Origin of the sequence: Kocuria oxytropis, assembly GCF_040981195.1 — a bacterium.
Lineage (GTDB): Bacteria > Actinomycetota > Actinomycetes > Actinomycetales > Micrococcaceae > Kocuria > Kocuria oxytropis.
This window is the reverse complement of sequence record NZ_JAVFXA010000013.1, coordinates 51,839-66,590: the sequence shown is the minus strand read 5'-3', so window position 1 is coordinate 66,590 and position 14,752 is coordinate 51,839. Positions and strand designations below refer to the sequence as shown.

Below are 14,752 nucleotides of genomic sequence, written 5' to 3'. Positions count from 1 at the left end.
CGGCCCGCGACCCGCCCGACCCAGGAGCGCCCATGAGCACCGGCAGCACGGACGTCGTCCGGCGGCTCTTCGCCGCCTACCTCGCCCAGGACGAGGCGGCGGCCCGCGGGCTCGTCGGGGACGGGTTCCGGTTCACGTCCCCGCAGGACGACCACATCGACCGGGACGCGTACTTCGAGCGGTGCTTCCCCACGGCGGGACGGGTCGCCCGGCAGGACCTGCTCGAGGTGGTCGAGGCCGCACCGGGCCTCGTGCTCGTCCGCTACGAGTACGAGCTCCGGACCGGGGGCACCTTCCGGAACATGGAGGCGATCACGGTGCGGGACGGGCAGGTCGTGGACGCCCAGGTCTATTTCGGCGGACCGCCGCGACCGTAGACTCCGAGGACCATCCGACGCCCAGGGAGGCTCGCCCACCATGAAGCACTACCTGCTCAGCATCGAACAGCCCGACGGCGGGCCGGCGGCCCCGGAGATCCTGGAACCGGTGATGCGGGACGTCGCCGCCTTCAACGAGGAGCTCAGGGCGGCCGGGGCGTGGGTCTTCGCCGGGGGCCTGGACCGGGCGGAGGCCTCCGTCGTCGTGCGCTTCCACGGCGACGACGTGGTGACCACGGACGGCCCCTACGAGCGCGAGGACGAGCACGCCGGGGGCATCTGCATCGTGGCCGCCCCGGACTACGACGCCGCCATCGAGTGGGGCCGGAAGCTGGCGAGGGCGACCACCCTGCCCGTGGAGGTGCGCGAGTTCCAGGGCGAGCCGCAGGAGCACCTGGCGTAGACCCGCCCCGGGGCGGCGCGGGACCGCGAGGCCGGCGAGCGGACGCGGTGTCCTACCCTGGTGGGTTGGCCCGACTCCGTGAAGCGCAGAAGCAGATGACCCGCTGGCTCCTCCTCGACAAGGGACTCGAGCTCTTCGGGACGAAGGGCTCCGCCGCGACGACCATCGACGACATGCAACAGGGACTCGAGGACGCCGGGCGCGTCGACCCCTCCTCTCCCGCCGGCTGAGCCGGTCCCGCGCGGTGGCTCACCGGCCGATCTGCTCGGCCTGGGCCTCCCAGGCGGCGTGGGCATCCCGCATCCCGGCCGGGCGGCGGGTCTCCCGCAGGGCCCGGAGGGCGGCGTTGCGCTCGCGGGCCAGGGCGTCCGCGGCCGCCCTGGCGGCGGCGTCCTCGCGGACCCGGGCGCGCACGGCGGTGATGGTGCCCATGATCGTCTCGACGGCCTGCGAGCCGCCGGCCAGGTAGGCGGCCCGGACCTCGCGGTCCGGGTGGTACAGGTACTGCTCGTCGGCCTGCCCGCAGCGGGTGTCGAAATCCTCGTCGGTGAGCTCCGAGAGCATGGCGGCCACCCGGTCCAGGCGGTCCTCGACCTCCTGGTGCAGCGGGGTCCGGGCCGCGGCGTCCCGCACGGACCACAGGGCCTGGCCGTGCCGCCGCAGGCGGGCCGGCTCCCAGTCGGCGTGCGGGATCTCGGCGAGCCGGGCGGCCACGAAGGTCGCGTCCGCGTGCCGCTGCTGCGGCGGCAGGGTGCCGAGGTGCCACCGGATCCACGCCGTGCGCATGTCCTCCGCGGCGGACCGCCGGGCCAGCTCGGCGGTCCGCGCGGCCGATCCGGGGGACGTCCTTCCGGGGGTCCTCGCCACGCTCCTGCGCGTGCTGCCCCGCGGGGTCCGCGGCACGCTCCGGCGACCGGTCCGCGCGCGCTCCCTCAGGTCACGGGCGAGGGCCCGCAGGAGCGCGACGAGCACGTACAGGGCCGCTGCGGCCACGGCGATCAGCAGGATCGTGCCCAGGTTGACGAGCACGAACGAGATCACGGACAGGACGACCGCCCCGGCGACCAGGAGCACGAAGCCGGAGACGTCGTCGTTCTCGGTGTTCCTCATGGCGGATCCTCCCGAATCCTGCGCCCACGTGGATTCCACTCTAGCCGCCGGGGCGGGTTCTGTGACCGGTCCGCCGGGAACTCCCAGGTGTTCCGGACGCTCCGGGGGCGGGGGTCCGGGGCGCGCGCCGATACCCTGGAGGCATGCGATCCGCCGTGCTGTCCCTGTCCGCCGCCGTCCTGCTCCTGGTCTCCGGGTGCGCGGGCGGGAGCTCCGAGCAGGACGCCCTGCTGCGCGCGCACGGGCTCGACGGCGCGAGCACCCAGGAGGTCGTGGAGCAGCTTGACCGCACGCACGAGGACCGCGCCGCCGGGCTCGCCGGCACCGTGACCTACGATGAGGTCCTCCTCAGCGACGGCAGCACCGAGACGGCCCTGCCCATGCCCGAGGACCGCTTCTACCTCGCGGTGGCCCCGTGGACCACCACCACGCACGAGTGCTACTCCCACAGTCTCTCCGGGTGCCAGGGCGAGCTCGTGGGCGAGGACTTCGACGTGCGGATCACCGACGGCTCCGGCGCCGTGCTCCTGGACGAGACCGTGACCAGCTACGAGAACGGGTTCGTGGGCTTCTGGCTGCCCAAGGACATCACGGGCACCATCGAGATCGACTCGGAGCACGGCCGGGCGGTCGAGCAGTTCGCGACCTCCCCGGACAGCCCCACCTGCCTCACGACCGCACGGCTGGTCTGAGCCCGCGACCAGGACAGGAGCCCGGATGAGCATCAGCATGGCGGTGACCTCCCAGGCCGTCCGCCTGCGCACGCGGCTGCGGCCGTGGACCCCGGTGGAGCGGCTGCACGGGCGCCGGTACCCGGAGCCGGCCAGGATCCCCGCCGACCTGCGCCGCACGCACGCGGTGGAGCGCACCGAGGTGGCCGGGCGCCCGCTGCTGCGGCTCACCCCGCGTGCCGGGGCGGACGGATCCCACCTGATCTACCTGCACGGCGGGGCGTTCGTGAACGCCCTGGTGCCGGCGCACTGGTGGATCGTCCGGGAGCTCGTGAAGAGCACCGGCACCACGGTCACGGTCCCGCTGTACCGGCTGGCCCCGGAGGGCCACGTGGACGAGGGCTACGACTTCCTCGCCGCGGCCTGGGACGATCTCGTGAGCCGGCCCGGCACGCAGCGGATCGTGGTCGCGGGGGACTCCGCCGGCGGGTGCCTGGCCATCGGGCTGGCCATGCGCCTGCGGGACGCCGGCCGGCGGATGCCCGACCACGTGGTGGGCTTCTCCCCGGCGGTGGACGTCTCCGCCACCCATCCCGCCGTGCGCGAGATCGATCCGCACGACCCCATGCTGAGCACCGACCAGGTGGTGCCCATGGCCGCGGCCTGGGCGCGGGACCGCGGGCTCACCGACCCGCTGGTCAGCCCGCTCTACGGGGACGTGGCCGGGCTCCCGCCGGTGCACGTGATCCAGGGCGGCCGGGACATCCTAGCCGCCGACGCCCTGGCCTTCGCCCGGGACCTGGCCCGGGCGGGCAACGCCGGGGCGCTGCTCTACGAGCCCGGCGCCTTCCACGTCTACGTGGGCGCCTGGTGGACCCCGGAGGCCCGGCGGGCCCTCGGGCACGTGCGCTCCCTGCTCCGAGGCCCTGCCCCGGCGGCGGACCGACCGGGGAGTGACCTGCGCGGAGGCTGAGAATTCCGCCCCGGGGAGGCGCCGGGACCGCTGTGATGAGGCATCATGGAAGCCTGTGCTTCCCGGGGGCGGTACACCCCCCTCCCGGTGCCGTGGCGAGGAGAGGATCTCCCGTGGAATCCGAGGTGTCGGCCATGGAGCTGACCACTGCGATCGCCCACGTGCAGCGGATGCTGCTGGACGCCCCGGCCGCCACCGCCGCGGTGGCCCGGCTGGCCGAGGTCGCCCGCGAGCTGATCCCGATGGCCACCGGGGCCGGCGTCACCCTGGTGGACGAGCACGGGCAGCCGAGGACCACCGCGGCCACGGATCCGGCCGTGGAGGCCCTGGACCGCCTCCAGTACGAACTGGGCCAGGGGCCCTGCCTCACGGCGTGGGACACCGTGAGCATGCAGCGCGTGGACGACACCGCGCAGGACACCCGCTGGCCGGAGTGGGCGAAGGCAGCGGTCGCCACCGGATTGGGGTCGGTGCTCAGCACCCCGCTCGTCTTCCGCGGGCAGGAGGTCGGGGCGATCAAGGTGTACGCCTCCGGCCCCTACGCGTTCACCGAGCACGAGGAGCACCTGCTGGACCTGCTGGCCGGAGCCGCGGCCACGCTGCTCGGGGCGGCCCAGGACCCGGGCGAGATCCACCGGCTGTCGACCTCGCTGAAGTCCGCGCTGGCCGACCGGCAGGTGGTCCTCATCGCGGTGGGGATCCTCATGGAGCGCCACCAGATCGACCGGGACGCGGCGCACCGGCTCCTGCTCGCGGAGACCCGCCGGCGCGAGATGCCCGTCATCGTCCTGGCCGCGTGCGTGGCGGGCCACGCCGACGACCCGCGGCTGTAGCGGGTGCCGATGGTGGACGAGGCGGCGATCGCCAGGGCGCAGGCGCGCGGCCTGGCGACCGTCCTGGAGGCGGCCGGGGTCGAGCTGGACGGGCTGTGGCTGCACTACTTCCGCCTCGGCGGGAACCTCGGGGTGATGGAGGTGGAGGCCTACCTGCACCACGCCCTGGTCCTCCCCGCTCTGCAGCGCGACCTGCTGGCCTGTGCCGGCAACGAACTGGCCGGGGGCCGGCCGCGCCGGGCGCCCTACGCCGCGGACTGTTCTCCTTCCGGCGAGGCCGGTGCGGGCTGATGGGCACGGGCGGGACACCGCCGTGCGCGCCGCGAGCGGTCAGGGGCGTCCAGCTCCCATGTCGGTTCCGGGCGGACAGGCGTAGAATTCTCCGTCAAGACTTGCGAGGGCCGTGGAAAGTAGTGGACGCCGACCGGAGGTCGCCTGCCGGAGCCATCTCCGGACGAACACCCGAACGCTGCGAGCTCCCCTGTGCATCCTGATTCACCCGCCATGACACCTGATTCATCCGCCATCGAACTGACCGCCGCCTTCGCGCGCATCCACGGGATGCTGCTCAGCCAGGAGGCGTCCACCCACGCCGTGCATCAGCTGGCCCAGGTGGCCCGTGAGCTGATCGACTCCGCCGCCGGCGCCGGTGTGACCCTGCTGGAAGCCGAGGGGCGGAAGATGACCACCGCCGCCACGGACCGCCTGGTGGAGGCCGCCGACGACCTGCAGTACGAGGTGGGCGAGGGACCGTGCCTGTCCGCGCTGGCCACCGGCACCGTCCAGCGGGTCGACGACACCGCCGAGGATGTCCGCTGGCCGGGGTGGTCGGGGATCGCCCGGACGATGGGGGTGCGCTCGATGCTGAGCACCCCGCTGGTGGTCCGCGGAGAGGTGCTGGGCGCGCTGAAGGTCTACGCCACCACCGCCGGCGCCTTCACGGTCGAGGACGAGCACATGCTGGGGCTGCTGGCCGGCGCCGCGGCCACCCTCCTCGGCGCGGGCCAGGCCACCGACGCCCCGCAGCGGCTCAGCGACGCCCTGCAGGGGGCGCTGCGGGACCGGCAGACCGTCGACATGGCCGTCGGGATCCTGATGGAACGCCGCGACCTGGACCAGGACCGGGCCCGGATCCTGCTGCTGGAGCAGTCCCGCAGCAGCGGGCGGCCGGTGCTCGAGCTCGCCCACCGGGTCCTGGAGCGCGGCTCCGACCCCGTCCCGTAGCCGGCGGGGTGCCTCCTGCGGGAAGGGTCCGGAGGCGGCACCTCGCCGGCGTCCCGGCCGCCGCCGGAACCATGGTCCGTCGTCCGCGCCCGTGGTCACCGGTCGCCCCGCCGCACGGGCGACGCGCCGCTCCGATCCGTGGGCGCCGGTCAGTGCGGGGCGGGGCTGGCGGTGCGCTCCTCGAGGCGCTCCTCGGCGCGGGTGCGGAGCTCGCGCCGCGCGGCCCAGGCGATGAGGGCGACCCAGGCGGCGAGCAGGACCCAGAGAAGGACGGTGCCCGTGGGGGCCCCGAGCAGGGCCTGTGCGGTGTCGGTGTGCACCAGGGTGCGGGTGTTGGTGACGATGATCAGTCCGCCGGCGGCCACCGCCAGGATGCGGGGTGCCAGGTGGCGGACCAGCCACGCCGCGATGGGGGCGGCGACGACACCGCCGGCCAGCAGGGCCAGGACCCAGGCGAAGTCGATGCCGGCCGCTCCGAGCCCGGTGAGGAAGCCCAGGGAGGCGCCCAGGGCCACGACGAACTCGGAGGTGTCGATGGAGCCGACGACCTTGCGGGGTTCGATCTTGCCCGAGGCCAGCAGGGTCGGGGTGCCCACCGGGCCCCATCCGCCGCCGCCGATGGCGTCCAGCGCGCCGGCGACCACGGCCAGGGGCACGAGCAGGCGCTTGCGCAGGGTGCCCTGGAACACGGGCCGGGAGGTGGGCATGCGCAGGAACCGGTAGAGGACGTAGACGCCCAGGACCAGCAGGATGGTGGAGACGACCGGCTTGGCGGCGTCCCCGTCCAGGCCGACGAGGACGTGGGCGCCGAAGAACGCGGCGATCCCGCCGGGCACGGCCATGATCCCGACCACCCGCCAGTCGACGTTGCCGAACTTCCAGTGCGCGGCTCCCGAGGCCAGGGTGGTGCCGACCTCCGAGAGGTGCACGATGGCCGAGGCCGAGGCCGGGGCGATGCCGGCCAGCAGCAGCAGGGTCGTGGAGGTCACCCCGTAGGCCATGCCGAGGGAACCGTCGACGAGCTGGGCGAAGAGGCCGATCACGGCCAGGACGATGAGTGCACGCATGCGCATCCTTCCAGGAGCAGCGGTGGGCGTCCGGCTCGGCGGTCAGCCACGGGGTGGAGCGATCGGGGTCTGCACCCCGAACCGGAAGCGACGGTAGACTCCCGCAGGCGGTCCCGGTAGGCCGGATGTCATCAGAAGTCATTTGTCAAACTGTGACGACCGCGTGCCAGTAGGGTGCGCCCTCCGCGGCCGCCTCGTCCGCTCCGGCGCTGTCGGACCGGCCGTCCCGGGCAGTGCGTGCCCGCGGAGGAGACGGACGCCGTGCCGGCTGGAGCGCCACCGGAACGGCGCGCCCGGCCCGGAACGGACCGCCACCGGAACGGGGGCGCCCGGCCCGGCACGGACCGCCGGCTCCGCGCGGAAGGGTAGCCGGGCGGAATAGTCGCGGGGCGCGGTCGGTTCCGCAATTGGTGATACATCAACCAATGAGGAGCGTGGCATGAAGGTCGTGGTCATCGGGGCGGGACAGGCCGGGCTGTCCGCCGCCCACCACCTGCTTCGCCGGGGGCTGGTCCCCGGGGAGGACTTCGCGGTCCTCGACGCCAACCCCGGTCCCGGGGGAGCGTGGCGGCACCGCTGGCCCTCCCTCACCTTCGGGGGCGCGCACGGGATCCACGACCTGCCGGGACTGCCCCTCGGGGTGCCGGACCCGGCCGAGCCGGCCTCCGCCGTCGTCACCCGCTACTACGGCGAGTACGAGCGCCGCTTCGGGCTGCCGGTCCACCGGCCCGTGGCGGTGCGCCGCGTGCAGGCGGAGTCCGACGACGGGCCGCTCGACGTGCTCACGGACGCCGGCACCTGGCGCACGGACCTGGTGATCAACGGCACCGGCACGTGGGACCGCCCGTACTGGCCGTACTGCCCCGGCCGGGAGTCGTTCCGCGGACGCCAGCTGCACACGCACGACTTCCGGTCCGCGGAGGAGTTCCGCGGCCGGCACGTGGTGGTCGTGGGCGGGGGCACCTCGGCCGTGCAGTTCCTGCTCCAGCTCGCCGAGGCGGGCGCCACCACCACGTGGGTCACCCGCCGGCCGCCGCGCTTCACGGACCGGGAGTTCGACTCGGACTGGGGGCGGGACGTCGAGCGGCGGGTGGCCGAGCGGACCCGGGCGGGGCTGCCGCCGGCCAGCGTCGTCTCGGTCACCGGGCTGCCGCTGACCGAGCAGTACCGGGCGGGGATCGACGCGGGGACCCTCGTCTCGGCCGGGCCGCTGCGGGCGGTGGCGCCGGAGGGCGTCGTGCTCGCCGACGGCCGCGCGGTCCGGGCGGACGTGATCCTGTGGGCCACCGGCTTCCGGGCCTCCCTGGACCACCTGGCGCCGCTGGGGCTGCGCGAACCGGGCGGCGGCATCCGCACGGACGGGGTGCGCGTGCTCCGGGAGCCGCGCGTGCTGCTGGTCGGCTACGGCGCCTCGGCCTCCACCCTCGGGGCCACCCGCGCGGGGCGGGCGGCCGCCCGGGAGGCGGTGCGGCTGCTGTCCGCGGCCCCGGCCGGGGCCGTAGTCTGAGGGCACCAGCCCGCCCGACGAAGGAGCACCCTGTGAGCGATCAGCCGACCTCCGGCCCGGACCCCATCGAGGACGCGGCCTCCAACGACGACGCCGACATGACCACCGAGATGACCCCGGTCCCGCACGAGCACGGGGACGCCGAGAACGAGGAGTCCGACCAGCAGGACTGAGCTCGTCCCGGGCCCGGGGCGGCCGTCCCGTCAGGCGGCCGTCCCGAAGAGCGAGGCGCGGAGCTGGGACAGCGGCGGCGCGTGCTCGGCCAGCTCCTCGAGGTAGCCCAGGTCGTCCAGGTCGCCCAGCGCGGCGGCGAGCTCCTCCCGGGTCAGCTGGGTGTTCTCGGCGACGGCCTCGAGGGCGGGGGGCTCCTCCTCGGTGACGTGCTCGGCCAGGGCGTCGAGGACGACCACGGCGTCGACGCTGACGTGCTCGTCGTGGATGGCTTCGGCGAGCAGCCGCTCGGCGGCGTAGAGGGGCGCGGCGAATATGTGGGGGACGGGGGTGTGCATCGTTGACATCACTGCCGGAACACTACCCTGCGTTCTTAAGAGAACCCTGAGACGGAGTGCGGGGACGGCCGTTCTCCCGCGGGCGCCGGTCGCCCGGAGTGCGACAGGACCGTGACCCGGTCAGGGCTCCAGCCGGGGTGCCCTGCGCGCGCCGAGTGCCGCCTCCACCCCGCGGGCCACCGCGAAAAGGTCGTTCTCCTCGAAGCTGGACGTCATGATCTCGAGGCCGACCGGCAGCCCGTCCTCGGTGAAGCCCGCCGGCACGGTGGCCGCCGGGAAGTGCAGCTGCGAGGCGATCACGGTGTTGGTGGGATAGGTGAGGCACGTCCACCGGCCGCCCAGCACGTCCTCGTGCGTGGGGGCGGCCAGCTGGACGTCGGGGAAGACCATGGCGTCCAGGTCCAGGTCCACGAACTGCGCCTGCACGGCACGCACGAAGTCCTCGCGGGTCAGCACCCTGTCCAGGTATTCGGGGTCCGTGCGCGGGTCCTCGGGGCCGTCGGTGATGCCCTCGAAGAGGTCCAGGTGCGGGTCGTAGCCGCCGCTCGCGCGGACCTCGTCCACGCTGCGGATGCCCGTCTCCGGGTGGGCGGCGAAGAAGTCGTTCATGTCCTGGCGGGAGCGGGTGAAGTAGAGCGAGGTGAAGCCCACGTAGTCCATCAGGCCGGGGATCTCCACGTCGACCAGCTCCGCCCCGGCCTCGGCCAGCCGCGTCAGCGCGTCCTCGACCACGCGGACGACCGCCGCGGTCTCGGGGGCCGCCCGGTCGCCGAAGGCCCCGCGCAGCACGCCGAGGCGCCGGCCCCGCACCGAACCGGCCGCGGCGGCCTCGGCGAAGGACGGGCTCCGGCGGCGCTGCCGGACCGCGACCGTGTAGGCGTCGGCCGGGTCGAAGCCGACCAGGACGTCGAGGACCTTCGCGGCGTCCTCCACCGTCCGGGTCATCGGTCCGGCCGTGTCCTGGGGCACCACCAGCGGGGACATGCCGTCCCGGCTGATCAGCCCCGGGGTCACGCGCACCCCCACGAGATTGCAGAACGACGCCGGGAGCCGGATGGAACCGCCGGTGTCCTCGCCGATTCCGACCAGCGCCAGGTTCGCGGCGATCGCCGCGCCGGTGCCGCTGCTGGAGCCCCCGGGGTCCCGGGAGAGGTCGTACGGGTTCTTCGTCACCCCGGACACGGACGAGGTCGAGAACCAGGAGGTCGCGAAGTCGGGCATCGTGGTCTTGCCCAGGATGATGGCTCCCGCCGCCCTCAGCCGGGCGATCGCCGTGGCGCCCCGCTCGGGGACGTGCTCGGCCGTGTTCCGGTTGCCGTAGGTGGTCCTCAGCCCGCCGGTCGCCACCTGGTCCTTCACCAGGACCGGCACTCCGTGCAGCGGCCCGGACAGCTCGCCGGTGGCCGTGTGCTGCCGGTCCAGGGCGTCGGCCTCGTCCAGGGCCGTCGCCGAGACGGTGATCACGGAGTTCAGCTCCGGCCCGGCGCCGTCGAGGGCGGCGATCCGGTCCAGGTAGGCCTGCACCACCTCGCGGGCCGTGGACCTCCCCTCCCGGTAGGCCGACTGGACGGTGTCGATGGTGGCTTCTTCGATGCTCCAGCTCAGGCTCACGGGAGATCCTCACGCTCGGGGGGCCGCCCGGCGCGCGGCCGCGGTGCGGAACGCCGGATCCTGGGGCCACCGTACTGTGACCCGCCGCACACCACAACGGTCCGGGACGCGCCGGAGCCGAGGGAGTCACCGGGGGAGCGGCAGCTCCTCCGCGCGGCGCTCGCCGCGGCTCCGGCACCGGGTGCGCAGGGCGCGGGCCAGGACCGCCAGGAGCACGACGGCGACGACCGGCGCGACCACCCACGGCTGCTCCAGCCACGCCCACACGACCGCCATGCCCACCGTGCCGTAGACGACGCCCCAGATGAGGGTGCCCACGAGCATCGCGGGGATCCAGCGGCGCAGCGGCATGCCGGTGACGGCGGTGGTGAGGATGACGGCGGTCTGCAGGCCCACGGTCAGGAAGCACGCCGGGACGGCCAGGACGCCCCAGCGGTGCACGAGCTGCTGGGCCCGCCGGTAGACGGCGGTGTCCATGAGCCCGCGGACGCGCTCGGAGCGCCGGCTCCCCCCGGTGGTGGCGGCCCGGCCGAGGGCGAAGACGGTGCAGGTCCGCACGACGGCCCCGGCCCAGAAGAACAGGATCGCGGCGCCGAGGGGGAGGGACTCCAGCCAGGCCTGCACCCCTCCAGTCTAGGGAGGGGTGCTGACACGCCCTGACGACAGGTTGTCACCGCGGTGGCGGCGGGGCGGGGTGGGCGGCACCGGATCCGGCCGGCGGGACACCGCCTCCGGGCCCGTCGTGCTGCCCGGCGGTACTCTCGCCGTACGCCCGGCCCGCCCCGGCGCCGGAGCACCGACCGAGGAGGACCGATGAGCGTGGAGATCGACGAGCACGGGACCGTGCTCGCCAACGGGCGCCCCGTGGACTACGCGACGGCCTACGCCTGGTGCGTCGACTCGCCCGAGACGATCACCGAGCTCGTCCAGGACACGAAGGCGTTCGTCACGGTGATCGCCGCGGCCGAGCACGCCGGGCCCGAGGAGCAGGCCGAGGCCGTCCGGCAGGCCTTCCTCGCCGGGGTGCCCCGCGAGCCGGGCCCCTCCTGGCCCGAACCCGCCGCACCGGAACCCGGCACCGAGGAACCGGGCACCGAGGAGCCGGGCACCGAGGAGCCGGGCACCGAGGAGCCGGGCACCGAGGAGCCGGGTACGGAGGGCCCCAGCGCCGAGGAGCCGGGTACGGAGGGCCCCAGCGCCGAGGAGCCGGGTACGGAGGGCCCCAGCGCCGAGGAGCCGGGTACGGAGGGCCCCAGCGCCGAGGAGCCGGGTACGGAGGGCCCCAGCGCCGAGGAGCCGGGTACGGAGGGCCCCAGCGCCGAGGAGCCGGGCACGGAGGGCCCCAGCGCCGAGGACCCCAGCGCCGAGGACCCCGGCACCCAGCAGCCCGGCACCCAGCAGCCCAGCACCCAGCAGCCCGGCGCCGGCCAGCCCGGCGGTCAGGAGCCGGTCCCCGGGGCGCCGGGGCCGGCGGACGGCGATCCGGCCGCGGAGGACGTCAGATCAGGTCGCTGAACGCCTCGGCCTCGGCCGTGGGGCCGGTGACGAGGATCTGGTCGTTGTCGTAGAGGACCGTGCCGGGCTCGGTGGCCTCCCAGCCCTGGCCGGGGCGGCGCACCGCGACGATCGACACCCCGTAGGTGCGGCGGATGGCGAGGGTGTCCAGCGGGCGCTGCTGGACCGTCTCCGGGGCCGCGCAGCGGATGAGCGCGAAGCCCTCGTCGATCGCCACGAACTCCAGGACCCGTCCCTGGATCAGGTGGGCCGATCGCACGCCCATGTCCCGCTCGGGGCTGATGACGTGGTGGACGCCGAGCTGCTCGAGGATCTCGGCGTGCGGGGTGGTGATGGCCTTCGCCCAGATCTCGGGGTGGCCGAACTTCAGCAGGCGGGAGGCGACCAGGATGCTGGCCTGGACGTCGGAGCCGATGCCCACGACCACCTTGTCGAACTCGTCGACCCCGAGCTGGCGCAGGACCTGTTCCTGGGTGGCGTCGGCCCGCACCACGGTGGTCAGCTGCCCGTTGAGCTCCTGCACGACGCCCTCGTCGATGTCGATGCCGAGCACCTCGGCGCCGTTGCGCACGAGCTCCAGGGCCAGGGCCGCGCCGAAGCGGCCCAGGCCGATCACGGCCACCGTGCCGGGCGGCCGGCGCCGGCCGGAGCGGCGGTGCGGGGTGGTCTCGGGGCGCGAGGGGAACATCGGGGAACCTCCGTGAGGGATCGGGGTGGGTCGTGGGGTCGCCGGCGCCGTGCGCGGCGCGGGACCGGGGATCAGCCGATCAGCGGCCGTTCCTTGGGCAGTTCGTAGAGGGCCCTGCGCGGGCGGGCCGCCATGGCGGTGGCCACCGTGATGGGTCCCAGCCGGCCCAGGACCATGAGGACGATGAGTACGCCCTGGCCCGCCGGTGAGAGAGCGGCGGTGATCCCGGTGGACAGGCCCACGGTGGCGAAGGCGGAGATCACCTCGAACAGGATCCGGTCCAGGCCCAGGTCCTCGTGCATCAGCATCAGGACCATCGTGGCGGTGGTCACCGCGCCCAGGGCCAGCACGACCACCGTGATGGCCTGGCGCTGCACCGAGCGGGACAGGCGTCTGCCCAGGACGTTGACCGCCGCGCCGCCGGTGATCTCGGTGTAGGCGATGAAGCCGAGGACCACGAAGGTGGTGATCTTCAGCCCGCCCGCGGTGCCGGCCGGTCCCCCGCCGATGAGCATCAGGAGGTCCAGGCCCAGCCAGGACACCGGGTGCATGGCGGCGATGTCGATGCTGTTGAAGCCGGCGGTGCGCGCGATGACCGACTGGAAGAACCCGGCCAGCACCTTCTCGTCGGCCCGCATGGGTCCGAGCGTGGCGGGATTGGACCACTCCACCGCGCACAGGAAGACGGTGCCCAGCGGGAGCAGCACCGCGGTGCCGAACAGGACGACCCGGGTGTTCATGCTCCACCGCCGGGGCCGGCGCCACTCCCGGCGCAGCTGGTAGAGCACCGGGAACCCCAGCCCGCCGGAGACCACGGCCACGACGATCGAGAGGTTGATCCACGGGTCGGTGGCGAAGTCCATGATCGAGAGGGTGTACAGGGCGAACCCGGCGTTGTTGAACGCCGAGACCGCGTGGAACACCCCGTGCCACGCCGCCTGCGCCGGCCCGTAGCCGTAGTGGCCGGCGAAGCGCAGGGACAGGGCGAGCGCGACCGCCGCCTCGATCACCAGCGTGGTGGCGAGGATGCGGAGCAGGACGCGGCGCATGTCCCCGTAGCCCGGGTTCTTCGTCTCGGTCGAGCTCATGATCCGGGCGGTGAGGCCCAGCCGCCGGGCCAGCAGGATCCCGAGCACGGTGGCGAAGGACATCACCCCGAACCCGCCGATCTGGATCAGGGCCAGGACCACCCCCTGCCCGAAGGGCGTCCAGTAGGTGGGGGTGTCCACCACGATCAGCCCGGTCACGCAGATCGCGGAGGTGGCGGTGAAGAAGGCCTCCATGAAGGAGGCGCCCCCGGGGCCCACCCGTGCGCCCGGGAGCATGAGCAGACCGGTGCCGGTGACCAGGGCGAGTGCGAACCCGCCGATGATCAGCTGCGCGGTCCGGGCCGGCGTGACCTCCCGCGGATCGCTGCTCCGCCGCGACCGCCGCGGGAGACCCCGGGGGGAGCGGGCCCCGTAGCGTCGGGTGAGCCGGCGCACCCGGGCGCGGAACAGGGCCTCTTCCAAGGGCATGAGCGACAACCTACACCGGTCCCGTGGCCGGCGGGCCGCCGCGGGCCGTCCGGGGCGCGTCCACCGGAGGGGGCGGGCGGTGGACTCAGCCCAACACCAGGTTGACGGCCAGGGCGAGCATCACCACGCCGATCACCAGGTCCACCACCCGCCAGGTCCGCGGGCTGCTGAGCACCCCGGACAGGGCCCGGGCGCCGTAGCCCAGGGCGGAGAACCAGACGACGCTGCCCACCACGGCCCCGCCCGCGAAGACCCACCGGGTGTCGGGTCCGTGCTGGTTGGCGAGGCTGCCCAGCAGCACCACGGTGTCGAGGTAGACGTGCGGATTCAGGTAGGTCAGGGCCAGGGTGGTGGCGACCACCGAGCCGCGGGAGCGCGGGGCCTCGGCCGTCAGGGCGGCCGGCCGCAGGGCCGAGACGAAGGACCGGACGGCCCACCAGGCCAGGTAGGCGGCGCCACCCCACCGGAGCACGTCGAGGACCCCGGGGAACCGGGACACCAGCGCCCCGATCCCGGCGGTGCCGCCCAGGATCAGCACCGCGTCGCTGACCGCGCACAGCACCACCACCACGCCCACGTGCTCGCGGCGGATGCCCTGGCGCAGCACGAAGGCGTTCTGCGCACCGATGGCGACGATCAGTGCCAGGCCGCTCAGCGCGCCGGCTCCCCAGATGCTCACCATGGGCCCGACGCTAGTCAGGAAGCGCGATGCAGACAAACGAATGATTTGACGCCTGCATTAGATTT

The 14,752-nt window shown here is 74.3% G+C and carries 19 protein-coding genes; 11 read left to right on the top strand and 8 right to left on the bottom strand.

What is annotated here, in order from left to right; all coding sequences use genetic code 11:
- Positions 1 to 32 precede the first annotated feature (32 nt).
- From QYM41_RS13685 to QYM41_RS13675, 3 genes are all read left to right on the top strand, one after another.
- The gene (locus tag QYM41_RS13685; protein WP_368800326.1) at positions 33 to 377 is read left to right on the top strand and encodes a nuclear transport factor 2-like protein; all 345 of its coding nucleotides are present in this window, start codon (positions 33 to 35) and stop codon (positions 375 to 377) included.
- A 40-nt stretch (positions 378 to 417) separates the two neighbouring features.
- On the top strand, positions 418 to 780 hold the full coding sequence (locus QYM41_RS13680; protein ID WP_368800325.1) for a YciI family protein: 363 nt from the start codon (positions 418 to 420) through the stop codon (positions 778 to 780).
- 65 nt (positions 781 to 845) lie between these two features.
- A complete protein-coding gene (locus QYM41_RS13675; protein ID WP_368800324.1) occupies positions 846 to 1,010 on the top strand; it encodes a hypothetical protein in 165 nt (54 codons plus the stop codon).
- A 19-nt stretch (positions 1,011 to 1,029) separates the two neighbouring features.
- On the opposite strand, the gene QYM41_RS13670 is transcribed toward QYM41_RS13675, so the two are convergent.
- The gene (locus tag QYM41_RS13670; RefSeq protein WP_368800323.1) at positions 1,030 to 1,890 is read right to left on the bottom strand and encodes a hypothetical protein; all 861 of its coding nucleotides are present in this window, start codon (positions 1,888 to 1,890) and stop codon (positions 1,030 to 1,032) included.
- Between the two features lie 143 nt (positions 1,891 to 2,033).
- Between QYM41_RS13670 and QYM41_RS13665 the strand changes: the two genes are divergently transcribed.
- The 5 genes from QYM41_RS13665 (at position 2,034) to QYM41_RS13645 (ending at position 5,591) form a co-directional block, all read left to right on the top strand.
- Complete coding sequence (locus tag QYM41_RS13665) at positions 2,034 to 2,582, top strand: CueP family metal-binding protein (protein WP_368800322.1); 549 nt, start codon at positions 2,034 to 2,036, stop codon at positions 2,580 to 2,582.
- Positions 2,583 to 2,607: 25 nt separating this feature from the next.
- The gene (locus QYM41_RS13660; protein WP_368800321.1) at positions 2,608 to 3,534 is read left to right on the top strand and encodes an alpha/beta hydrolase; all 927 of its coding nucleotides are present in this window, start codon (positions 2,608 to 2,610) and stop codon (positions 3,532 to 3,534) included.
- A gap of 113 nt (positions 3,535 to 3,647) precedes the next feature.
- Positions 3,648 to 4,367 carry a GAF and ANTAR domain-containing protein gene (locus QYM41_RS13655; RefSeq protein ID WP_368800320.1) on the top strand — a complete coding sequence of 240 codons (720 nt, stop codon included), beginning with the start codon at positions 3,648 to 3,650 and terminating at the stop codon, positions 4,365 to 4,367.
- 9 nt (positions 4,368 to 4,376) lie between these two features.
- Positions 4,377 to 4,658 (top strand): hypothetical protein, encoded by a 282-nt coding sequence (locus QYM41_RS13650; RefSeq protein ID WP_368800319.1) that lies wholly within the window; start codon positions 4,377 to 4,379, stop codon positions 4,656 to 4,658.
- Between the two features lie 213 nt (positions 4,659 to 4,871).
- A complete protein-coding gene (locus QYM41_RS13645) occupies positions 4,872 to 5,591 on the top strand; it encodes a GAF and ANTAR domain-containing protein (RefSeq protein WP_368800318.1) in 720 nt (239 codons plus the stop codon).
- A gap of 149 nt (positions 5,592 to 5,740) precedes the next feature.
- Here the strand turns inward: QYM41_RS13645 and QYM41_RS13640 are convergent, their stop codons facing one another.
- Positions 5,741 to 6,658: a sulfite exporter TauE/SafE family protein gene (locus QYM41_RS13640; protein WP_368800317.1), complete on the bottom strand. Its 918-nt coding sequence runs from the start codon at positions 6,656 to 6,658 to the stop codon at positions 5,741 to 5,743.
- A 439-nt stretch (positions 6,659 to 7,097) separates the two neighbouring features.
- Here QYM41_RS13640 and QYM41_RS13635 point away from each other — a divergent pair, with 439 nt between their 5' ends.
- Positions 7,098 to 8,165 carry an FAD-dependent oxidoreductase gene (locus QYM41_RS13635; protein ID WP_368800316.1) on the top strand — a complete coding sequence of 356 codons (1,068 nt, stop codon included), beginning with the start codon at positions 7,098 to 7,100 and terminating at the stop codon, positions 8,163 to 8,165.
- Positions 8,166 to 8,197: 32 nt separating this feature from the next.
- A complete protein-coding gene (locus QYM41_RS13630) occupies positions 8,198 to 8,338 on the top strand; it encodes a hypothetical protein (protein ID WP_368800315.1) in 141 nt (46 codons plus the stop codon).
- Positions 8,339 to 8,368: 30 nt separating this feature from the next.
- Here QYM41_RS13630 and QYM41_RS13625 read toward each other — a convergent pair whose 3' ends face one another.
- The 3 genes from QYM41_RS13625 to QYM41_RS13615 all read right to left on the bottom strand — a co-directional run bounded on the left by QYM41_RS13625 (position 8,369) and on the right by QYM41_RS13615 (position 10,909).
- On the bottom strand, positions 8,369 to 8,683 hold the full coding sequence (locus QYM41_RS13625; RefSeq protein WP_368800314.1) for a hypothetical protein: 315 nt from the start codon (positions 8,681 to 8,683) through the stop codon (positions 8,369 to 8,371).
- Between the two features lie 111 nt (positions 8,684 to 8,794).
- On the bottom strand, positions 8,795 to 10,285 hold the full coding sequence (locus QYM41_RS13620; protein WP_368800313.1) for an amidase: 1,491 nt from the start codon (positions 10,283 to 10,285) through the stop codon (positions 8,795 to 8,797).
- A 126-nt stretch (positions 10,286 to 10,411) separates the two neighbouring features.
- Positions 10,412 to 10,909 carry a DedA family protein gene (locus QYM41_RS13615; protein ID WP_368800312.1) on the bottom strand — a complete coding sequence of 166 codons (498 nt, stop codon included), beginning with the start codon at positions 10,907 to 10,909 and terminating at the stop codon, positions 10,412 to 10,414.
- A gap of 189 nt (positions 10,910 to 11,098) precedes the next feature.
- Here QYM41_RS13615 and QYM41_RS13610 point away from each other — a divergent pair, with 189 nt between their 5' ends.
- Entirely contained in the window at positions 11,099 to 11,800 is a 702-nt protein-coding gene (locus QYM41_RS13610) for a hypothetical protein (protein WP_368800311.1), read from the top strand.
- Here QYM41_RS13610 and QYM41_RS13605 read toward each other — a convergent pair.
- The 3 genes from QYM41_RS13605 to QYM41_RS13595 form a co-directional block, all read right to left on the bottom strand.
- Positions 11,784 to 12,488 carry a potassium channel family protein gene (locus QYM41_RS13605; RefSeq protein WP_368800310.1) on the bottom strand — a complete coding sequence of 235 codons (705 nt, stop codon included), beginning with the start codon at positions 12,486 to 12,488 and terminating at the stop codon, positions 11,784 to 11,786. The genes QYM41_RS13610 and QYM41_RS13605 overlap by 17 nt on opposite strands.
- A 71-nt stretch (positions 12,489 to 12,559) precedes the next feature.
- A complete protein-coding gene (locus QYM41_RS13600; RefSeq protein ID WP_368800309.1) occupies positions 12,560 to 14,005 on the bottom strand; it encodes a TrkH family potassium uptake protein in 1,446 nt (481 codons plus the stop codon).
- Between the two features lie 85 nt (positions 14,006 to 14,090).
- A complete protein-coding gene (locus tag QYM41_RS13595; RefSeq protein ID WP_368800308.1) occupies positions 14,091 to 14,687 on the bottom strand; it encodes a LysE/ArgO family amino acid transporter in 597 nt (198 codons plus the stop codon).
- Positions 14,688 to 14,752 lie beyond the last annotated feature (65 nt).